Origin of the sequence: Anaerococcus sp. NML200574 (genome assembly GCF_026131665.1) — a bacterium.
Classification (GTDB): domain Bacteria; phylum Bacillota; class Clostridia; order Tissierellales; family Peptoniphilaceae; genus Anaerococcus; species Anaerococcus kampingae.
This window is the reverse complement of the sequence record NZ_JAMXSM010000002.1, coordinates 119,833-139,478: the sequence shown is the minus strand read 5'-3', so window position 1 is coordinate 139,478 and position 19,646 is coordinate 119,833. Positions and strand designations below refer to the sequence as shown.

Sequence of the window (19,646 nt, the reverse complement as noted above, 5' to 3'; positions counted from 1 at the left end):
TTTATGCGTATAGGATTAGGATTGAAATAATTACACCAAAGATTGCAATACCTTCAGCAAGACCAACAAAGATGATTGTTCTACCAAGTATTGATTGGTCTTCAGAAATTGCGCCAAGTGCTGCAGATCCTACTGTACCAACTGCATAACCAGTACCGATTGTAGCAAGTCCTGTAGATAGAGCTGCACCTATATATTTAAGTCCATCGCTTGCTGTAGCTGTTGCAGCTGCAGCTTCTCCTGCTGCTTTTGATGTTGATGGAAGAATTAATACCATAATCATCAACATTAGTGGTACAAAGGTAAATAAATTTATCTTTAATGCTTTTTTTATTTTTGCTTTTGAGCTATCTTCGTTATTTTTTAGTAGGTATAAACCTGAATAAATTGTCATAATGACAACTGCTAGTGCAAGTAATGCTGTATATTTAATCATATTCTTCTCCTTTTAAATTAGTTTTCCTTAATTGGTCTAAATTTACGACCGTTTCCTTGATAATACTTACTAAACATTTCATAAAATTCTAGTCTTAGACCTTGGATAAAGACAATCATTCCTTCAAGGCCAATGATTAAAACATTACCAAATATTAATATTATTATTCCAAAAATTCCACCACCAACAAGTTTGCTCATAACTTCAAAGGCCATGTATAGACCAACGTGGTTGATAGCAAAGGCTCCAACCCTAGTAAATGAAACAAGATTTGAAAATACTGAAAGCAAGGCTTCTATTATTGAAAATGAACTTTCAACATAATAATCTGAGGCACTTGATTCAAAGACCTCATCTCTTTTTTCAATTTTAGCTGATATTGGTTTAGAAAATACTATCATTATTATTGATAGAATCAACAGACAAAGAGCAAAAGGCATTGGAAGTGGATTTACTTTTACAATGTTAAGTATTAATAAAACAAATGAAATCATCATCAAGAGTCCTGCAAGGCCTTCCTTACCAAAGATTCCTTCTTCGATATTTTTTTGTTTTACTAATTTGTTATAAATACCTAGACAATATGCAATTACAAGTAGCATTATACCAAAGGCTACTGATGCTATAAGGACTTTCATGATATTATCAAATGGTTTAATCAATAATGTAGGAATCAATGTCTCTATTCCAAAAAATGATCCATACATCAAACCAAAGAAACAAGCAGAAAATCCAATTCTTCTTATTAGTGATCCGAAGGTTTTATTAATCTTATCTACAAAAAAGCTTAGAAGAATAAAAACTAAACCTTGTCCTAAATCACCAAACATCATTCCATAGAGGAGCATATAAGTTACTGCGAAAAATGGAGTTGGGTCAATTTCGTTATAATTAGGTGCTCCATACATATTTACTAGGAATTCGAAGGGTCTAAAGAGCTTGTTATTTCTTAACTTTGTTGGTGGCTCTTGATTATATTTTTTTTTTACTTCTACGTTTGTTTTGTCGTATTTTTTGGATAAAGATTCAAATTCTTTTACCTTAGAATTTGGAACCCAACCAGTTAAGTATAAATATTTTTCACCCTTGGCCATCTTACTAATGATATTTTCGCTTTTTTCATAGTATTCAGCAGTACTTGGTAAAGATTCGAAAGTTTCTTCGTTATTATCCTTAAAATCTTTGATATCTTTTTCTAGATTATCTAATTCCTTTCCTATACTACTTAACTTAGCATTTATTGTATCAAGATTCTCATCAGGAAGTTCCATATCGATAAAGCCCATTGTGTTTACAGCCCTACCTATATCTTCACTAACCTGTTTTGGATAGACTAATAGATAATTTTCTTTAGAGTTTTTTATTTTATCTGTCATTGCCATCCTCCTTGATTATTTTTTCGAATGCTTCATCTACGAGCATGTCAACCTCATCCTTGTATAGGCTTTCAATGCTAGATTTCTTGTCAGAAAAAGATTTTTTAATTTCACTAGCTTCTTTGCTTATTTCTTCATCGTTGTTTTTATTTAACTCCGCAACTTCTCTTGTAATTTTTTCAAGATAGGTTTGATCAATCTTATTAGCAACTTTTAAGCTTTCAGCTTTTTCATTTTCAATTATAGCATCAACACTTCTTCTTCTTTCACTAGTTTTATTGTCTAGCTCAATCAAAGTGTTAATCGCATCAGCACTTTTAGTATCTTCATCGTTTAAGTGGATGATTAGTGATGGTATATTTTCGTAGTTATTTTTTAGAATAAATCTACCATCTTTTGTCACCTCGCCATATCTAAAATCGAAATAGTTTAAGTGCTTAATCTTATCAATATCAACATCTGCCCTATTTAGAATCTCCAAATTATTTTTATAAGTTAATAATTTTTCTTTTTCTTCAACAAGGCTTTCTCGTCTTTTAATCATCGGCTCAAGTCTAGTATAGAGTCTGTCAAGTTCATCTTTCTCAATAACTTTAGTTATTTTACCGATTTTTTCATCATCTTTAATATCAAAGAATTTCTTTAGATAATCAAGTTTTTCAAGTTCTTCTTTGCTAAGACCTTGAAAGCTTGTAATACTATTCATATCCTCAGTCAGTTCGACATTTTCGCTACTAGCCTTGACAGAGAAAGCTCTACTAGCCACTTGACCAAAAGCATCAATTGGTTCGATTTGACCTATATTTATTACATCCTTTAATAAATCGGTAAGATTTTCTAGTCTGGATGTAATATTAACTAGGTTCATTTTTTCTACTGCCATATCTACCTTCCTATTAACAATTCTCTTTTCTGATTGTAATCATATCGTCCATCCATCTCTAGTATGGAAATAATATTTTTAATATCCAAGTATAAAAGATTTATTGCAGAGATAACATAAAGGATGTCACAATTCTCACTGATTATTTCATCTCTAGAATTCTTCCATCTTCTATCTTGTATCCTTTTATAAACCAAATCTTCATTTTCAAAAATATTTTTATACCTACTATCAGAAAAATACTCTATAAATTCGTCCTTATTGAGATTAGATATCTCTCTAAGTCTGTCTGCATTAAACAGATATCCACCCTCTATAAGATAGTTAAAAACTTCGTTATTATTTATTTCAAAAAAAGATTTTAACCTGTAAAGCATTTCAAAATTCAACAAGTTGATTTCTTCAGCTATATATCTGTTGATGTACTTATAATCATTGCTAGGGAACTTTTCGCTCATTTTTAGTAAGTCTCTATAATACAATTTTATAAGAGCATTAGAAGATAAAAATATCAATTGGTCTTGATCCATATTTTCATTTAAAAACGGCTCCAAGACCCTTTTTATATGTTTATCTTTAATAGATTCAACAAAATCATGTAAAGAAAAACTAGCTGATAGCTCCATTCCTTCAAAAAACGGGCTGTTTACGAAGTATTTATAGTTATCTGATAAAGAATCATTCAGTATACTTGTAATTATTTCTTGTATCAAATAAATTTTGTAAATTGAGAAATATAATTCATAAAATTTCTTATCTAAGCCTCTTAAAAAGAAGTCAATTGACCTTACTTGCTTGAAAAAATAATTATTTAATTTTTCTTCAACAATTAGTTTATCATCATCAGCTGATAGAAATTCATAATTTTTCTTTAAATATGAGATTTTTCTATCAAAATCATTCTCATTTATAGTTCTTTCTAGCAAATAATCATCTAAAAGTTTCCCCAATTTAGCCTTAGCTTTTACAGAAACATCTTTCATAAAACCTCCTTTCCTGACATTAACATATTGTACCTTAAATTCTTTTATAAAAAAAGCTTTTTAAATAACTAATATCATTTATATATATCTGGAAAAGGACTTAAGCCCAGCTAAGGCTGGACTATTCAACTAAGTCTCCTGATATTGTAAAGGATGTATTGTCATTTATTTTTACTTTTACAAATTCTCCAATTAAACTCTTATCGGCTTTCACATGAACTAACTTGAAATCATCAGTTCTACCTGTAAGAACTTCAGGATTATTTTTACTTTCTGATTCTAATAATACCTCTACAGTTTTACCTATATAAGTCTTATTCTTTTCATAAAAATGTGGATATAAGACATCTAAAAGCCTATCAAATCTATCTTGGATTACATCATCATCTAATGGAGTAAGTTTTGCAGCCCTTGTCTTTGGCCTAGGTGAATATTTGAAAGTAAAGGCTGTGTCGTAACCTACTGTATCACATACCTTAAGTGTTTCTTTAAAATCTTCTTCTGTTTCTGTAGGATAGCCTACTATTATATCTGTTGAAATAGCTATATCTGGTATTTCTTCTTTTAGTTTTCTAACCCTTTCAAGGTACTTTTCCTGGTCATAACGACGATTCATGTCCTTTAGAACCTTTGATGAACCAGATTGAAGTGGCAAGTGGAAATACTTACATATATTGTCATTTCTTTTTATTACTGCTATAAGCTCATCGGATAAATCTTTTGGATGACTTGTTGTAAACCTAAGTCTCTTAAGATTTGGTATTTGAGCAACCTTTTCTAAAAGCTCTGGGAATGTGTGTTTGAAATCGGCTTTGTTGCCATAAGAATTAACATTTTGACCAAGTAAGGTTATTTCTTTATAGCCATTGTTAACCAAATATTCTACCTCTTCTATAATTGATGAAGGGCGTCTTGATTCTTCCCTACCTCTTGATTCAGGAACTATGCAATAGGAACAGAAATTATCACAACCGGTCATTATATTTACATAGGCTTGAAAATCATTTGGGGTGTTATATTTTACAAAATCATCTTTTACATTATCTGTTGATATATCGACGACTCTTTCATTTGTTTCAAGATATCTAAAGATTAAATCCTTAAGGGAGTTGATGTTTTTAGTACCAAAGATGATATCTACTTCCTTATGTTTATCAATTATAACATTTCTAGCTACTTCAGTTTGCATCATACATCCTGATACAGCAATTATTTTTTCGGGATTTTCTTTTTTCAGTTTCTTTAATGATGAAACTTGACCATATAGCTTTAGCTCTGCATTTTCTCTTACTAAGCATGTATTGAATAAGATAAAATCTGCCTTATTCCTATCCTCTTCATATCTATAACCCAAATCTTCTAGGATATAGGATATTCTTTCAGTATCATGCTCATTCATTTGGCAGCCAAAGGTTGTTATATTGTAGGTCTTTCCTCTAAAGAAATCTTTGTATTTATCTAATTTGTCAGACATGTTCCTCCTTTAAGTAAAAAAAGAGATGATAAAAATCATCTCCATTTTTATTAATCTTACTCAGCGTCTTCTTCAATAGATCCAAGTAAATCTTCTGAACCTTGTGCTGATAGAGCTTGTGCAAGCATATCTCCAAGGTTGTTATTTAGGTCATCATCACCAAATGATGAAGAAGAATTATCTTTTTCTACTTTTCTTCTTGGTCTATCGTTAGTTCTAGCTTGTCTTCTTGGTTTTCTTTCTGGTCTTTCTGGAGCTTCTTTTAAAGCTTTAATGCTAAGACCGACTTTTTCATCTTCAGTATCTATTGAGATTATCTTTACTTCGATTGTGTCACCAACTGTAAGCTCATCAGATGGTTTTTCAACGTGATCCCAAGAAATTTCTGAAACATGAACAAGACCTTCTACACCATCAGCTACTTCTACAAATGCACCAAAGTCAAGTAGGTTTACTACTTTTCCTTCAACTACATCACCAACTTTGTGGCTATTTACAAAACTTTCAAATGGTTTGTCTAGAAGTTGTTTGCGACCTAAAGATATTCTATTTTTTTCTTTATTTAATTTTAGGATTTTAACTTCGATTTCATCATCCACATTTAGGACATCTGATGGGTGTTCAACTCTTGTCCAAGCGATATCTGAAACATGAAGTAATCCGTCAAGTCCGTTAACTTCTACGAATGCACCAAAGTCAGTTAGTCTTGCTACCTTGCCTGTAACAACTTGGCCTTCTTCTAAATCTTCCCAAAGGTCATCAAGTTCTGCTTCAAGTACATCTTTTCTAGATAGAACAAGTCTATTTTTTCTTTCATCGATGCTTATGATCTTAAGATCCCATTCTTCACCAACAAATTTCTTAAGGTTTTTTACAAAGTAAGTTGCTATTTGGCTAGCAGGTACGAAACCATTTACACCATTAACTTCAACAGTTAGGCCGCCCTTGTTAAAGCCAACAACTTTACCATGTACTAATTCGTCATTTTCAAACTTTTCAGCAAGTTCTTTCCATGCTTTCATACCCTCTACTCTTCTAGTAGATAGGCTAACATTACCTTCACCATCATCAAGTTTGATAACGAATACGTCTATATCATCACCAACTTCAAAACTGTTTTTAGGATCTTTTTGTTCCTCTTCAGTCATTTCGTCTAGTTTAACAATACCATCTGCACGATATTGGATATCTACAAATACCTCATCATCTTTAACATTGATTACTGTACCTGTGATCACCTCTTTAGGGTAAATCTTCTTTAAACTATCCTCTAGACTGTTCATAAATTCTTCTTTTGTGAATTCATCCATACTACTTACTACCTCCTTAATAATCGAATCAGGCGTAGATGCACCTGCGATTATTCCTAATTTTTTAAATTTAGAGAGCTTTTGCAAAGGTAGATCTTTAACAGTTTCAATCCTTAAAACATTTTTACAATACAAACTAGCTACTTGATATAGCTTGTTTGTGTTAGAACTATTAAAACCACCAACTACAATCATACAATCTACATAAGCCGCTAATTTTTTAGCAGACTCTTGCCTTAATTTTGTAGCATTGCATATTGTGTTTTCTATTACTACACTATCATTATTTTCTTCTAACTTGTTAGCAATATTTACAAAAAATTCAAACCTATTTGTAGTCTGGCTAACTACATATAGCTTCTCATAATTCTTAATATTTTTTGCTTCAGTCTCATCTGATACTACTATACCATTGTTTATAAAAGATTCCATAGCAATTATTTCTGGATGCTTCTTATCTCCAACAATTATTACCTGATAGCCTTCTTTTTCTTTATCAGAAATCTTCTTATATATACTATTTAAAACAGGACAAGTTGCATCATAAAGCTCGTTGCCATTAGCAATAAGCTTATCTTTAAAGCTTTTGTATTCTCCATGGGCTCTTATGACTATTAAGGAATCTTTGATTTTTAGAGCCTCTTCATGATCAATAACTTTTAGTCCTTTTTTTTCGAAATCTGCCACTAATTGTGGGTTGTGGATTAAAGGACCTAAAGTATATTTATTTTTTTTTGATTCTAAAGCTTTTTCGGCAAGGTCAACACTTCTTTTGACTCCAAAGCAAAAACCAGAATTATCTGCAATAATAATTTCCATTATCTACTCTCTTTCAATTCTTTACTATGTTCATATAAATTTATGAAAATGTGGTCAGAAATTTTTTTCATCGCTTCTTTATTTTTTAGGCTTGAATACTTTTCTATCCTCATTGGTTCCTTAACGTAAATATCTACCCTTGAGAACAGCTTATAATTTGTGACAATCTCAATTGGCAATATATCAGCCTTAGCTTTCAAAGCTATGAATCCTACTCCCTCTTTCATATTTTCCCTATCAATGGTTTTGACTCTGGTTCCCTCAGGGAAAATTCCTAGGGTATGGTCTTCCTTAATTAGGTTTATAGCATGTCTTAAGGCCTTGAGGTCATTTCCTTGTCTATCTACTGGAAACATTCCTGCTTTTTTTAATAAAGTTCTAAGTACAGGGATTTCAAAAAGTTCTTTTTTTGCCATAAAATAAAATCTTATAGGTAAGGATATAGCAAGGAAAAAAGGGTCAAGATTAGACCAGTGATTTGCACATGCTATAAAATTTGCATCCTTTGGTATAAATTCCTTACCATGAACGTGGATCCTATAAAAAGGAAAAAGTAAAATCCTTACAAGTATAACCAAAAAATTATAAAACATCAGTTTTCTCCACATACGAAAGTATCAATTCAATTGTTTTGTCAATATTAAGTTCTGAGTTATCAATTAATATTGCCCCTTCTGCTAGCTTTAATGGAGAAATTTCTCTATGGGAATCATAGTCATCTCTCTTTATAATTGCCTTTTCAATCTCTTCTACACTTAGTTCTGATTCACCCTGATCAAATCTTCTTTTAGCCCTCGTTAGGGCAGACGCAGTTAAGTAAAATTTATATTTAGCATTTGGAAATACTACACTTCCTATATCCCTACCATCTAGGATGAAAGATGTATTTTTAGCTATTTGTCTTTGAAGATCTACCATCTTCTCCCTAACATAGGATTTGGCTGAAACCCAAGAGACATTAGCTGTAATTTGATCATTTCTTAGGTCTTTAGTAACGTCACTTCCTAAAAGATATAATTTTTCATCCTTAAAGTCGATTTCTATTTCATCAATTAACCTTATTAAAATCTGATCATCAGTTTTTTCATCCATACCCTTATCTAAGAAAAACTTAGTAACAGCCCTATACATTAGGCCTGTATTTAAGTATTCTATTCCTAATTTTTTAGCTAAAATTTCAGAAACTGTTGATTTTCCAGAACCACTTGGCCCGTCTATCGCTATTATATATGTCATATTTTCTCCCTTATATATTGTGAGCAAGCATAAGCTGTAGAAAAGTAGATTTGAAGATTGTAGCCACCTGTAAGACTATCTATATCAAGGATTTCGCCTACAAAAAATAAATTATCAATTTTTTTAGACATCATGTTGCTTGGGTTTATTTCAGATAAGTCTACCCCACCCCTGGTAACAACTGCTGATTCATAGCCGCCAAATCTAAGAAAATTTAACTCGAATTTCTTTAAATTTTCTATTATTAGCATCCTCAAGTCCCTACTAAGCTCACTAGCCCTTAGGTCTTTATCAATTTTAAGTCTTTGACCAATTACCCCTACTAAGCTATCGTTGATTATAGATTTTAGAATATTTAGAATAGATTTTTTGGGATTTTGATTTATTAAATCAAGTAAAAGGTCGTCTAATTCATTATAAGTGTATTTTGTAAAAAAATCTATATAAATATGATTTACCTTGTCATTATCTATTAAGGAACTTGCCCTTAGGACTACTGGTCCTGTTATAAAATCAGAATTTATTAATATATCTCCAACCTGATATACTGAATTTTCATCAGACTCCAGGCTAAGGCCTACATCTTTTAAAGATAGGGCCTTGATATTAAGTTTATCTTTTATGAAGATAGGAACCAGCACTGGGCTAATTTTGCTAATATGGTGACCAAGTTTTTTGCATAGGTCATATCCAAGTCCATCTGATCCAGTTTTAGGATACGACTTACCTCCAGTAGCTATAACAAGACTATCAAATTCAAATTTATGATTATCAGTTTTTACAATAAACTTTTTGTTCTTCTTGATATCTACAACTTTTGTATTTGTTAATAAATTTATACCTAAGTCGTTTATTTTTTTATAGAAAAAGTCAATAAGGCATTGTGACTGTTGGGATTCAGGAAATACCCTCCCATCTTCTTCAGCTATTGTTGCAATGCCTTCATTTTCTAAAAAGTCTATCAAGTCATAATTATTAAATTTAGCATAGGAAGAGTAGATAAATTTTTTATTTCTTACAACTTTATCGAGGAAATCCCCATCAAATGACATGTTTGTGATGTTGCACCTTCCTCCGCCAGTCATTTTGAGTTTCCTAGATATTTTAGAGTTCCTCTCAAGAATATATATTTCATTATTTTCGTTTTTTGCAAGGATAGCTGTCATAAGCCCAGCTGGTCCAGCTCCGATTATTCCAATTTTTTTCATATAATTTTTCCCACAAAAAAAGATAGTTGCCTACCTTTTAACTTTCTTAACAAAGAGCATTTCTTCTTTGTCAAAGTATTTATAGTCTTTTTCTTTAAGATCAGATAGGCTAATATCTCCTATCCTTATCCTTTTAAGCCTTTTAACACTGCTATTAAAATATTCAAACATTCTCCTTATCTGTCTATTATATCCCTGATGAATTATGACTTGATATTTTTTATTACCGATTAGTTTAATATAAGCATCTGATGTATGTTCACCATTTCCTATATCTAGACCTTGCATAAAAAGATTTTCTTCTTTTTTGCTAAGGGTTTTATCAACATCTACAATATATTCTTTGTCTAGTTTGAATTTAGGATGAATAATATTATTGGTGAATTCCCCATCATTTGTAATAATCAAAAGACCTTCGCTATCTTTATCAAGTCTTCCAGCAGCATAAAACCTCTTATCAATTTCTAACAAGTCATTTAAGTCTAATTTATTATAAGGATCAAAATTAGAAGTTATATAACCAACAGGCTTATATAGTTTAATATAAAATTTCTCTTCTAACTCAAGTAATTGACCATCGATTGTAACCTTATCAGTATCTTCTACTTTAAATCCTGGCTCAGTTATTAAGTTATCATTAACCGTTACTCTACATTCTTTGATTAAGTCGTCTGCTTTTCGTCTAGAAGTAAAGCCTGTATTTGCTATATATTTATTTATTCTCATTATCATCACCAATCTTTATTTCAGGTAAATCTTCTAGTGAAGATATAGAAAAATATTTTAGAAACTCATCTGTTGTGCCAAATATTATTGGTTTTCCTATCTTATCTAACCTTCCCTTTTCAACAATTAGTCCCCTATCAAGTAGTGAATCAATTGTCGATTGAGAGTTAACTCCCCTTATTTTATCTATTTCCGCCCTTGTAATTGGTTGCTTATAAGCAATTATAGAGAGGGTTTCTAAGGTTGAGTTAGTTAGTTTTTTTTCTGACTTGGCTACTAATTTTTCTAAGTATTTATCAGTAGACTTTCTTGTAGAAAATTGATAGGTGTCACCATATTTTCTAATAATTAGGCCAGTATTTTTGTTATTTCTCTCCTCAATAGATTCCTTAAGGGCAGTTTTTATGTCTTTTTTATCAATATCAAATAATATCTTTGATAGGTCAGCAAAATCTAGGGGTTCACCCCAAATATATAAAATTTCTTCTATGAGTCCTTTAATTTCGTCAACTGTCATTTTCCCTCTTAACTATTTTAAATGAATTAATATCTTCTTGACTTAAATAAATCTCTTTAAGCTTTACCATTTCTAGAAGAGCTAAGAAAGTAGCTATACATTCTGCTTTTGTAATGATCCTTTTTGTTATATCGTTTAACTTTAATTCTTTAGAAAAATTCAGTGTTTTCCTAAGGCTAATAAGGTAATCATTAACATCTGGCATTATCTCTTGCTCAAATATTCTGGATTCAGATTTTTCTTCATTTTTTAGTCTATTAAGAAGCTTTTTAAATTCTCTTGAAAGTATATCTATATCTTGATTAATGATTATTTCATCTTTTTCAAAGCTAGTCAAATCTTCTTGAAATTTAACATGTATTTTACGAGCTTCTTCTTCTAAATACTTGAAATCCTCTTGGACGGACTTGATTTTTTTATACTCGATTAGATATGCTAAAAAATCTTCTTCTAAGCCTTCATTTTCCTCTTTTGGTAAGAGCTTGTTTGCCTTAATTGTTAAAAGAATAGATGATGTGTATATAAACTCAGAAAGAGAAGGCAAATCTATATTCATTTTAGCTACTTCTTCTAAAAATGGACTTGTTATATCTTCAATCTTAACATCATATATATCAATCTTTTGTTTATCAATTAGCTTTAATAAAAGGTCAAAAGGCCCCTCAAAGGCCTCTAGTTCAATATTAAGCTTCATTTAATAACTTTATACAATATAAGATCGCTATAATTGTTTTGGCATCTGTAATTTCACCATTTTCCACCATCTTATATAATTCTTTTATCTCGATTGCGCATGCTTCTACATTCTCATCCTCATCTTGCTCAAGACTTGATTTAACTAAATCTTTAGCTAAGAAAAATGATAATTTATCATTTGTAAATCCTGGTGAAGCATGCATATCAAATAAGTAGGAAATAGTTTCTGGTAAATATCCTACTTCTTCTTGTAATTCTCTTTTAGCTGTTTCTATTGGCATCTCACCCGGATCAACTAATCCTGCAGGAATCTCTAAGGTTATTTTATCAATTGCCTTTCTATATTGTTTTACCATCCAAATCTTGTCATTACCATCAAATGCTATGATACCAACACCTTTTTGGTGATCAACTATCTCTCTTTTAGAATACCTTTTATTTTCAAGCTCTACGGTTTCAACTCTTAATTTAAGTATTTTACCATCATAAATTGTATCTGACTTAATGGTTTTTTCATAAAATTTTTGCTCATTCATTTCTTAATTCCTCCGCCATCTCCAAAATTTCTCTTGCTGACTTTTTAGTAGTTTCAGTTATATCAACACCTGCAATTAACCTTGCTATTTCAAGAGTTCTTTCTTCCCCTTTTATTGTTTTTGAGTAAGAAATAGTAGCATCTTTTTCATCTTTTTTACAAACCAGTATATGGTTATTAGCAAGTGAAGCTAGCTGTGGCAAGTGAGATATAGCTATTACTTGTCTTTTCTTAGATAAATCTAAGATTTTTTCACCAACAACTTGTGCTGTCCTCCCACTTATTCCAGTGTCTATCTCGTCAAAAATCATCGTATCTATATCATCAAAACTTGCAAAAACTTCTTTAAAGGCAAGCATTATTCTCGAAATCTCACCGCCTGATGCTGTCTTGGTTAAAGATGATAGGTTTTCTCCTTTATTGGTTCTAATCAAGAAATCTACATCATCATAACCATTTTTATCAATTAAATCAGTCTTATTAAGGTCAACTTTAAATTTACCATTTTTTATATTTAATTCCACAATTTCTTTGTTGATTGATGACTCAAGTTCTTTTATCTTTTTAACTCTAATGGCATGTAACTTATCAGCCTTATCTAACATTTTTTTATCTATATCCGCTATTTTAGAGTCTATATTTATTCTTAGGTCTTCAATTTGATTGAGCTCATCCAGGCGGTCTTTCATTCCTTCATAATAAACTTTGATATCATCTATGCTATTGCCATATTTCCTCTTAAGATCAAAGAGTTTTTTATTTAAATCATCAAGCACTTGTAATCTTTCTGGATCAGTGGACAAAATTTCTACATAGGAATCAGCTTCTGAATATATATCGTTAAGTTGATCTGATATTGATATTAGTCTGTCATATATGTCCTCAGATTTTTTATCTATACCTACATAATTTGATATTGAAGAAGAAGCTTCATTTAATAAACTACTAATAGATGGAATTTGATAATCATCAGAGTCAATGATTTCAATCATTTGATAATAGCCGTCTCTCATACTTGATATATTTGATAGCCTCTGATATTCACTTTCTATTTCATCTTCATCTAAATTAAATAAATCTATGGCTTCAATCTCTTTTATTTGATAATCAATAAGATCTCGTTCCCTGCTTAACTCTTCATCGGTTAAGTCTAAGTCTTGAAATTTTCTTATAAATTCTGTTTTCTCTCTATATAATTCTTTCAAGGAATCTCTTAAAGACTTAGTTTCTTTGTCGTTTTGATAAGAATCTATTAAGTTTATATAATTAGACTTATTCATATAGACGTTGCTATCACCTTGTCTATAGATATCAATTAAAAATTCCCCTATATCTTTTAAGATATTTAAATTTGAAAGTCTACCATTTATCCTTATCGATGATGACTTATCGCTTATTTTTCTGGTAATAATAAGCTTGTCATCATCAAAACTTATATCTTTATTCTCAAGATATAATTTTTGATATTCATCTATGATAAATACTGCTTCAATAATTGTAGTGTCCTTAAATTTGCCGATAATATCTTTGCTAGCCCTCTTTCCTAAAAGCAAATTTATTGCTTCAAGTATAATGGACTTTCCTGAACCAGTCTCGCCAGTTATTACATTAAACCTATCCTCAAAAAATATATGATCTTTTTTGATTATTATAAAATTATCTATATAAAGCTCGGCAAGCATTATTTTACAAGATCTCTTAATTCTTCTACTAAATCGTCAATAGTTTTTGAATCTCTTGGAGTAATAAAAATTGTGTCTATACCTGTTACGATACCTCCAACATTTTCAAGCTTTGCATTAGTAATATATTGTCCGCAAACAGTTGCACAGTAAGATATAGTTTTTATTACTACAAGTTGAGAAGATTTTTCTACTGATAGGACTGCTTCCTTGAAAATTTTTTCAATTCTTTCTGTAAGTGTGTCATAAACCGCATCAACTACTGTGTATTTATATTCGTAGTCATCACTTTGAACCTTGGATATTCTAAGTTCTTTTATATCCCTAGAGATTGTAGCCTGGGTAGCATTTACTCCTTGGTCTCTTAGAATCTCAGATAATTGACTTTGAGTTTTGACATCATTATTTTGAATAATATCTAATATTAATCTTTGTCTAGTGTATTTTTTCATAATATCCCCTAATAACTTCGTTTTGATAAATAATCTATAAGATAAGTTAAAAATTCGTTATGGCTAAAATTAGAAATAGCATCTCTTGCATCTTTGTTAATTGAATCAAGAAGATTAATGGCTTCTTCTTTAGTCATTATATTGAGTATATTTAGTTCATCATCATATGTATCTTCAAGTAAATCATCTTGTATTTGGAAAGCTAGGCCTAGGTTTTCAGCATATAATGAAAGAAGCTCTATTTGTCTATGGCTAGCCTTTGATGAAAGTGCAGCCCCAATGCATGCTGCCTTGAAAAGGTCTGAGGTTTTCTTGCTATAAACCTCCAATAAATAGGACTTATCTACCTTGATATCTTTCCTTAAATCCAAGATTTGGCCCTGAATCATTCCCCTTTTAGAGGCTCTTTCCATTATATACTTACTAGATTTAAGATATGTATTGTTAATAATAGCAACATCAAATAAAATAATAGCAGCTTCATTTAAAAGAGCATCTCCAGTTAATATAGCTAAGTCTTCACCATATTTTTTGTGAAGGCTCTCCATCCCCCTCCTATAGTCATCATTATCCATGGCAGGTAAGTCATCATGGACCAAAGAATAGGCATGAATTAATTCAATAGCCAAGGCCATTTTATAATCTTCCTCACTAAGGGAGCTTGAAAACATTTTCTTACTTTCTAGATACAAGCTGGCCCTTATTCTTTTGCCGCCATCTGCTGCATAGGTCATTGTTTCATTAATAAGACCTTTTTTGGGAAAGTAAGATCTTACTCTTTCATCTATGTCCTTCTTATTATTATTTAATATTTTAATAAATTCTTCTTTATTCATCACTATCAATTATTTCTACCTTAGCCCTATAGTCATCTAAACTTGCTTCTAACTTCTTATAGAGTTCTTTAGCTTCTTTATAAAGTTTTACACTCTTATCTAAGTTATCTTTGTTATTTTCTATTTCTTCTAATAGGCTTTCTATTTTCTTATAATTTTCTTCAAATGATTTATCCATCAATAATCCTTGCTATTACTTCTCCATCACTAAATACAAGTTTTACAAGATCATCAGCTTTAAGTGAATGCTTAGAAAAAACCAATATATTATCATGTTCAATTTGTATATGTTTTTTTGAATATTCAATAATTTTTTCTACTGCCTTTAAATTAAAGGAAAGGCTTTTAAGCTTATGATCATTGTAAACAAAATTATCCCTAATTGTTTTCTCAATTCTTACGCCTAAACTAGAAATCTCTTTGGATTTAGCGTCTAAGATTAGCTTAGGATTGCTAATATCGATTCGTTTTTTTAGAAATTTTAATTTTAATTCATAATTTTCTAATATATTTTCTATGTCTTTAGTTCTTTGTTTGAATAAATTTTCTAAATTTTTGTGGTAGTCTTCATAGAAGCTTATTAGGTAAGAACCTGCTTCTGTCGGTGTTTGAAGGCTTAAATCACTTGCTAAATCCGATAGAGTTCTATCAATATTATGGCCGATTGCTGAAATAATAGGTGTCTTCGCTTTATTTATGGCCTCTATAACTTCTTTATGATTGAAGCTTGAAAGGTCTTCATTTGACCCTCCACCTCTTGTTAAGACAATAACATCAAGATCTAGTAAATCTAATTTATTAATTCCTTGTGCTATTAAGCCCGGAGACATATCTCCTTGAACCTTTACAGGATTTAAAAATATTTTTATGTCATTAGGTCTTGAATTAATCATTGATATAAAATCTACAATTGCAGCCCCATCTTTTGATGTTATTAGGCCTATTTTTTTGACTAATTTATCTATTGGCTTTTTATTTTTTGGGTCGAAATAGCCTTTTTTTATAAATTCTTCTTTTATTTTTAAAAATTCAAGATAGGTCTTGGAAAGACCTTCATCTTCAACTTCGCTAGCAATTATAATTAGTCTTGAAGAGAAATTATTATAGGATAAGCTACCTCTAACAAGAACGTTCTTTCCTGGTTCAAAGTCAAAGGTTATATCCTTATCCTCATAATAATATATTACACAGTCTATTAAATCTGAGTCTTCCTTTAGAGAGAAGTACAAGTGTTGGTTATTGATTCTAACATTTGAAAGCTCTCCACTTATAAAAATTCTTCTAAAAATAGGATCGTGTTTAATATTTGATTTTATATATTCATTAAATTGCTTAACTGTTAGAGGTTTTTTCATTTTTTATCTTTTCTAACGATGTCACCTAGTACTTTATTAATAATCTTATACTCATCATTTGATGTATATTTTTTCGCAAGATCAACAGCTTCATTAATTGAGACTGAGACTGGTATATCTAAAAAATATATTTCATTTATTGAAAGAAATATTATAGACTTTGCTACCTTGCTTATGTTAGAGTATCTAGCAGATAGGCTATCTTCAAGCTTTGCTACAATCTCATCATAATGTTTTTTATATGAATCTATAGATTTAATTATATAAGTTTCATTCTCACTTAGGTCATGATTTTGAAATAAATCATTATTCTCTTTTATATCGTTAATTGAATCTTGGAAGATAAGCTTAAAAACCCACTCCCTCTGTTGTCTTCTGTTCATCAAATTTCTAATCTATTAACGTTAATATTAACCCTACTAACTCCAATGCCTGTCATTGTTTCTATTACATCTTTGACATTTTTTTGGACTTTTTTTACGGTCTTTCTAACGTTTATATTTTTGTCTAGGGATAAATCTATGTCTATTACAAGATTACCAGCTATTTTTCTGATATTTGTCTTGGTAGCCTTGTTTTGTAGTGAATGCATAAATCCTTCTTCGGAGGTATCTTCATATACTCCATAGACTTCCTCAGCAGCTGTGGTTGCAATTTGATCTAGAATTTCATCAGCAATTTTAACTGAACCATCTTTAAAATTATTAGTCATCTAATACTCCTATACTCTAGATAGATACTCTCCACTTCTTGTATCTATTTTGATCACATCACCTTCGTTTACAAATATTGGCACGTTTATAACTGCGCCAGATTCAACTGTTGCAGGTTTTGTAACATTTGTAGCTGTATCACCTTTTACACCTGGTTCTGTTTCTACTACCTTAAGCTCTACAAAGTTTGGTGGATCAATTGAAAATGGTTTGCCTTCATAAAATTTAATAAGTACACTGTCATTTTCTTTTACATAAATTATTGCTTCTTTAACTGCTTCTTCTTCTATACCGATTTGTTCAAAGCTTTCTGGGTCCATAAAATAATATAGTTGACCATCATTGTATAAATATTGCATTTCTTTTGTAGAAATTACGGCATTTTCAAATTTTTCATTAGGATTAAATGTTACATCCTTTGCTCCACCATTCATTACTGATCTTATTTTGGTTCTAACAAATGCTGCACCCTTACCTGGTTTTACGTGTTGGAAATCTACAACTTGATATACATCCCCATCATATACAAATGTTACACCTTTTCTTAAATCGTTAGCTGATATCATAATTCCTCCTTGGCTATATTCTTACATTATTATACCATATATAAGAGCTAATTGAAAATTTTATTCATCTGCTTTTATCATTTTACATATAAGAATGATGTATTAAATCAAGCTTATAAGTATAATAAATAAAAAGAGGTGCATATGAAAAAACTTGCTATAATCTCAGAGTTTAATCCTTTCCACAATGGTCATAAATATTTGCTTGATAAAGCTAAAGAAGACTTGGCATGTGACTTAGCCATATCTTTTATGAGTGGTGATTTTGTTCAAAGAGGTGAAGCGGCTATCGTTGATAAATTTACACGAGCAAAAACTGCTGTTGAAAATGGTTTTGATCTAGTAATTGAAATGCCTAATTTCATTAGTTTACAAGCCGCAGAATTTTTCGCCTTAAAATCTTTAGAAATTCTAGATAAAATGGAAATTGATTACCTATGTTTTGGGATTGAAAGACTAGATGAAAGAGATTTTTTAGATAAAGCTAAAATCGTAATAAATAATGATAACTTTATTAATCAAGAGCTTAAAAAGTACCTTTCAAATGGTATATCCTATACAAAAGCCCTTAACAGTGCTATTTCTAAGCTTGTAGGCGATGATTTTATTTCAGCCAACAATATTTTAGCTCTCGAATATATGAAGGCAATTGATAAATTAAAGTCTAAAATTATCCCATACCCAATTTGTAGAGTTGGAAGCCTTAATAAGGATAAAACGATTAATGATAAATTTTATGCCTCATCTACTGCTATTAGAAATAATATTTCCGGCGATATAAGTAAACTTATGCCTAGAACATCTTTTAAGAATTTTTCTGATTTTTTTAAAAATTATGATAGAATTAACGATGATTTTTTCTATAAAATTTTTACCTATAAGCTAATTGTTGAGAAAAAAGCTATGACAGATATTATCGGTTATGAAGAGGGGATTGAAAACCATCTAATAAAACTTGTAGATAGAAACAGGACTTTTGATGATTTTATTAATGAGGCCACAAGTCTTAGGTATACTAAATCAAGAGTAAGAAGGCTTATCCTTAATTATATTCTTGATAATAGCTTTAGACTTAATTATATAGATATTCATTTTATAAGAATATTGGCCTACAATAGAAAGGCAACCAAAATATTTAATAATTTCAACGATAAGGTTGATATAGTTATAAATAAGGCTGATTCAAAAATATTGGATCAAAATAATTTTAAAATTTATGAAAAAATGATAAATTCTTCCAATCTCTATAATCTAGCTATTGAAAGAGAGATAAATTATGATTATATTCATAATAATAAACCTTTTAAGTAAAAAACGTCCAAGCAACATAATTATTATGTCTTGGACGTCTTTAATTACTTATTTTCTAATAAATTATTTCTAATTTTTTCTAATTGTTGAACAAGGCCGCTAAAGTTATCTATAGAACCTGAGAATAGTTTATCTACATACTCATATGATTGAGCCTTGATATGTTTAGCTTCAGCAGCTGCTTCTTGTAAGATTCTATCAGCTTCAGCCCTAGCTTGTTGAGTGATTTCATGTTCACTAACCATTCTTTGGAATTGGCTTTTTGCTTGTTCCTTGAAATTTTTAATTTCACCTTCAGCTTGATTTAATCTACTATCAGCTTCATTGCTTGCTTCGGATAAAATTCTTTCTTTTTCATCTGTTACCCATTGAGCCTGTTTGATTTCTTCTGGTAAAGAATCTTTCATCTCATTAAGTACATCATAAATTTCATCAGGATCTACTGCTACCTTTTTTGAAAATGGTACAGAGCTTGCTTCTTCCATTATGTCTTCCATCTCGTAGATAAGATCAGTTATTTTGTTTGCCATAC

23 protein-coding genes are annotated in these 19,646 nt (G+C 30.4%); 1 reads left to right on the top strand and 22 read right to left on the bottom strand.

Translation table 11 applies throughout. From position 1 onward, the window contains the following. Position 1 precedes the first annotated feature (1 nt). The 21 genes from NH286_RS01635 to efp all read right to left on the bottom strand — a co-directional run bounded on the left by NH286_RS01635 (position 2) and on the right by efp (position 17,803). On the bottom strand, positions 2-436 hold the full coding sequence (locus tag NH286_RS01635) for an ATP synthase subunit C (protein ID WP_199792146.1): 435 nt from the start codon (positions 434-436) through the stop codon (positions 2-4). Between the two features lie 17 nt (positions 437-453). Then, positions 454-1,818, bottom strand: a complete 1,365-nt coding sequence (locus tag NH286_RS01630) for a V-type ATP synthase subunit I (RefSeq protein WP_414826862.1) — start codon at positions 1,816-1,818, stop codon at positions 454-456. After that, positions 1,802-2,695: a hypothetical protein gene (locus NH286_RS01625; protein ID WP_106460321.1), complete on the bottom strand. Its 894-nt coding sequence runs from the start codon at positions 2,693-2,695 to the stop codon at positions 1,802-1,804. Before NH286_RS01625 ends, NH286_RS01630 begins: the two co-directional genes overlap by 17 nt. Positions 2,696-2,697: 2 nt before the next feature. Next, positions 2,698-3,678, bottom strand: coding sequence for a V0D/AC39 family V-type ATPase subunit (locus tag NH286_RS01620; RefSeq protein ID WP_106460322.1), 981 nt, complete (start codon positions 3,676-3,678; stop codon positions 2,698-2,700). A 121-nt stretch (positions 3,679-3,799) separates the two neighbouring features. After that, positions 3,800-5,152, bottom strand: a complete 1,353-nt coding sequence (gene miaB / locus NH286_RS01615) for a tRNA (N6-isopentenyl adenosine(37)-C2)-methylthiotransferase MiaB (protein WP_265236377.1) — start codon at positions 5,150-5,152, stop codon at positions 3,800-3,802. Between the two features lie 56 nt (positions 5,153-5,208). After that, positions 5,209-7,281: a bifunctional 4-hydroxy-3-methylbut-2-enyl diphosphate reductase/30S ribosomal protein S1 gene (locus NH286_RS01610; protein WP_265236375.1), complete on the bottom strand. Its 2,073-nt coding sequence runs from the start codon at positions 7,279-7,281 to the stop codon at positions 5,209-5,211. Next, positions 7,281-7,874: a lysophospholipid acyltransferase family protein gene (locus NH286_RS01605; RefSeq protein ID WP_265236373.1), complete on the bottom strand. Its 594-nt coding sequence runs from the start codon at positions 7,872-7,874 to the stop codon at positions 7,281-7,283. The genes NH286_RS01610 and NH286_RS01605 overlap by 1 nt, the downstream gene beginning before the upstream one ends. Then, complete coding sequence (cmk, locus tag NH286_RS01600) at positions 7,864-8,517, bottom strand: (d)CMP kinase (protein ID WP_265236371.1); 654 nt, start codon at positions 8,515-8,517, stop codon at positions 7,864-7,866. Before cmk ends, NH286_RS01605 begins: the two co-directional genes overlap by 11 nt. After that, the gene (locus NH286_RS01595) at positions 8,514-9,725 is read right to left on the bottom strand and encodes an NAD(P)/FAD-dependent oxidoreductase (RefSeq protein WP_265236369.1); all 1,212 of its coding nucleotides are present in this window, start codon (positions 9,723-9,725) and stop codon (positions 8,514-8,516) included. Before NH286_RS01595 ends, cmk begins: the two co-directional genes overlap by 4 nt. A gap of 30 nt (positions 9,726-9,755) precedes the next feature. Continuing rightward, complete coding sequence (locus NH286_RS01590) at positions 9,756-10,451, bottom strand: pseudouridine synthase (protein ID WP_106460328.1); 696 nt, start codon at positions 10,449-10,451, stop codon at positions 9,756-9,758. Beyond that, the gene (scpB, locus tag NH286_RS01585; protein ID WP_106460329.1) at positions 10,438-10,968 is read right to left on the bottom strand and encodes an SMC-Scp complex subunit ScpB; all 531 of its coding nucleotides are present in this window, start codon (positions 10,966-10,968) and stop codon (positions 10,438-10,440) included. The genes NH286_RS01590 and scpB overlap by 14 nt, the downstream gene beginning before the upstream one ends. After that, on the bottom strand, positions 10,958-11,662 hold the full coding sequence (locus NH286_RS01580; protein WP_106460330.1) for a segregation and condensation protein A: 705 nt from the start codon (positions 11,660-11,662) through the stop codon (positions 10,958-10,960). Before NH286_RS01580 ends, scpB begins: the two co-directional genes overlap by 11 nt. Then, complete coding sequence (locus NH286_RS01575) at positions 11,652-12,200, bottom strand: NUDIX hydrolase (RefSeq protein ID WP_265236366.1); 549 nt, start codon at positions 12,198-12,200, stop codon at positions 11,652-11,654. Before NH286_RS01575 ends, NH286_RS01580 begins: the two co-directional genes overlap by 11 nt. Continuing rightward, on the bottom strand, positions 12,193-13,881 hold the full coding sequence (recN, locus tag NH286_RS01570) for a DNA repair protein RecN (RefSeq protein WP_265236364.1): 1,689 nt from the start codon (positions 13,879-13,881) through the stop codon (positions 12,193-12,195). Before recN ends, NH286_RS01575 begins: the two co-directional genes overlap by 8 nt. Further along, entirely contained in the window at positions 13,881-14,333 is a 453-nt protein-coding gene (locus NH286_RS01565; RefSeq protein WP_106460333.1) for an arginine repressor, read from the bottom strand. Before NH286_RS01565 ends, recN begins: the two co-directional genes overlap by 1 nt. Positions 14,334-14,341: 8 nt before the next feature. Then, positions 14,342-15,169 (bottom strand): polyprenyl synthetase family protein, encoded by an 828-nt coding sequence (locus tag NH286_RS01560; RefSeq protein WP_265236361.1) that lies wholly within the window; start codon positions 15,167-15,169, stop codon positions 14,342-14,344. Further along, positions 15,162-15,347, bottom strand: coding sequence for an exodeoxyribonuclease VII small subunit (xseB, locus tag NH286_RS01555; protein WP_106460334.1), 186 nt, complete (start codon positions 15,345-15,347; stop codon positions 15,162-15,164). The genes NH286_RS01560 and xseB overlap by 8 nt, the downstream gene beginning before the upstream one ends. Beyond that, positions 15,340-16,524, bottom strand: coding sequence for an exodeoxyribonuclease VII large subunit (gene xseA, locus NH286_RS01550; protein WP_106460335.1), 1,185 nt, complete (start codon positions 16,522-16,524; stop codon positions 15,340-15,342). Before xseA ends, xseB begins: the two co-directional genes overlap by 8 nt. Beyond that, positions 16,521-16,907: a transcription antitermination factor NusB gene (locus NH286_RS01545; protein ID WP_106460336.1), complete on the bottom strand. Its 387-nt coding sequence runs from the start codon at positions 16,905-16,907 to the stop codon at positions 16,521-16,523. The genes xseA and NH286_RS01545 overlap by 4 nt, the downstream gene beginning before the upstream one ends. Further along, positions 16,907-17,236 (bottom strand): Asp23/Gls24 family envelope stress response protein, encoded by a 330-nt coding sequence (locus NH286_RS01540; RefSeq protein WP_106460337.1) that lies wholly within the window; start codon positions 17,234-17,236, stop codon positions 16,907-16,909. The genes NH286_RS01545 and NH286_RS01540 overlap by 1 nt, the downstream gene beginning before the upstream one ends. A gap of 9 nt (positions 17,237-17,245) precedes the next feature. After that, complete coding sequence (gene efp, locus NH286_RS01535; RefSeq protein ID WP_106460338.1) at positions 17,246-17,803, bottom strand: elongation factor P; 558 nt, start codon at positions 17,801-17,803, stop codon at positions 17,246-17,248. Positions 17,804-17,947: 144 nt separating this feature from the next. Between efp and NH286_RS01530 the strand changes: the two genes are divergently transcribed. Beyond that, positions 17,948-19,114 carry a nucleotidyltransferase family protein gene (locus NH286_RS01530; protein WP_265236357.1) on the top strand — a complete coding sequence of 389 codons (1,167 nt, stop codon included), beginning with the start codon at positions 17,948-17,950 and terminating at the stop codon, positions 19,112-19,114. A gap of 44 nt (positions 19,115-19,158) precedes the next feature. On the opposite strand, the gene NH286_RS01525 is transcribed toward NH286_RS01530, so the two are convergent. After that, a complete protein-coding gene (locus NH286_RS01525) occupies positions 19,159-19,644 on the bottom strand; it encodes an ATPase (protein WP_106460340.1) in 486 nt (161 codons plus the stop codon). Positions 19,645-19,646 lie beyond the last annotated feature (2 nt).

Bases quoted from the DNA above. Each gene is read 5' to 3' on its own strand.
- NH286_RS01635 (WP_199792146.1), bottom strand. From the start codon at position 436: ATGATTAAATATACAGCATTACTTGCACTAGCAGTTGTCATTATGACA.
- NH286_RS01630 (WP_414826862.1), bottom strand. From the start codon at position 1,818: ATGGCAATGACAGATAAAATAAAAAACTCTAAAGAAAATTATCTATTA.
- NH286_RS01625 (WP_106460321.1), bottom strand. From the start codon at position 2,695: ATGGCAGTAGAAAAAATGAACCTAGTTAATATTACATCCAGACTAGAA.
- NH286_RS01620 (WP_106460322.1), bottom strand. From the start codon at position 3,678: ATGAAAGATGTTTCTGTAAAAGCTAAGGCTAAATTGGGGAAACTTTTA.
- miaB (WP_265236377.1), bottom strand. From the start codon at position 5,152: ATGTCTGACAAATTAGATAAATACAAAGATTTCTTTAGAGGAAAGACC.
- NH286_RS01610 (WP_265236375.1), bottom strand. From the start codon at position 7,281: ATGGAAATTATTATTGCAGATAATTCTGGTTTTTGCTTTGGAGTCAAA.
- NH286_RS01605 (WP_265236373.1), bottom strand. From the start codon at position 7,874: ATGTTTTATAATTTTTTGGTTATACTTGTAAGGATTTTACTTTTTCCT.
- cmk (WP_265236371.1), bottom strand. From the start codon at position 8,517: ATGACATATATAATAGCGATAGACGGGCCAAGTGGTTCTGGAAAATCA.
- NH286_RS01595 (WP_265236369.1), bottom strand. From the start codon at position 9,725: ATGAAAAAAATTGGAATAATCGGAGCTGGACCAGCTGGGCTTATGACA.
- NH286_RS01590 (WP_106460328.1), bottom strand. From the start codon at position 10,451: ATGAGAATAAATAAATATATAGCAAATACAGGCTTTACTTCTAGACGA.
- scpB (WP_106460329.1), bottom strand. From the start codon at position 10,968: ATGACAGTTGACGAAATTAAAGGACTCATAGAAGAAATTTTATATATT.
- NH286_RS01580 (WP_106460330.1), bottom strand. From the start codon at position 11,662: ATGAAGCTTAATATTGAACTAGAGGCCTTTGAGGGGCCTTTTGACCTT.
- NH286_RS01575 (WP_265236366.1), bottom strand. From the start codon at position 12,200: ATGAATGAGCAAAAATTTTATGAAAAAACCATTAAGTCAGATACAATT.
- recN (WP_265236364.1), bottom strand. From the start codon at position 13,881: ATGCTTGCCGAGCTTTATATAGATAATTTTATAATAATCAAAAAAGAT.
- NH286_RS01565 (WP_106460333.1), bottom strand. From the start codon at position 14,333: ATGAAAAAATACACTAGACAAAGATTAATATTAGATATTATTCAAAAT.
- NH286_RS01560 (WP_265236361.1), bottom strand. From the start codon at position 15,169: ATGAATAAAGAAGAATTTATTAAAATATTAAATAATAATAAGAAGGAC.
- xseB (WP_106460334.1), bottom strand. From the start codon at position 15,347: ATGGATAAATCATTTGAAGAAAATTATAAGAAAATAGAAAGCCTATTA.
- xseA (WP_106460335.1), bottom strand. From the start codon at position 16,524: ATGAAAAAACCTCTAACAGTTAAGCAATTTAATGAATATATAAAATCA.
- NH286_RS01545 (WP_106460336.1), bottom strand. From the start codon at position 16,907: ATGAACAGAAGACAACAGAGGGAGTGGGTTTTTAAGCTTATCTTCCAA.
- NH286_RS01540 (WP_106460337.1), bottom strand. From the start codon at position 17,236: ATGACTAATAATTTTAAAGATGGTTCAGTTAAAATTGCTGATGAAATT.
- efp (WP_106460338.1), bottom strand. From the start codon at position 17,803: ATGATATCAGCTAACGATTTAAGAAAAGGTGTAACATTTGTATATGAT.
- NH286_RS01530 (WP_265236357.1), top strand. From the start codon at position 17,948: ATGAAAAAACTTGCTATAATCTCAGAGTTTAATCCTTTCCACAATGGT.
- NH286_RS01525 (WP_106460340.1), bottom strand. From the start codon at position 19,644: ATGGCAAACAAAATAACTGATCTTATCTACGAGATGGAAGACATAATG.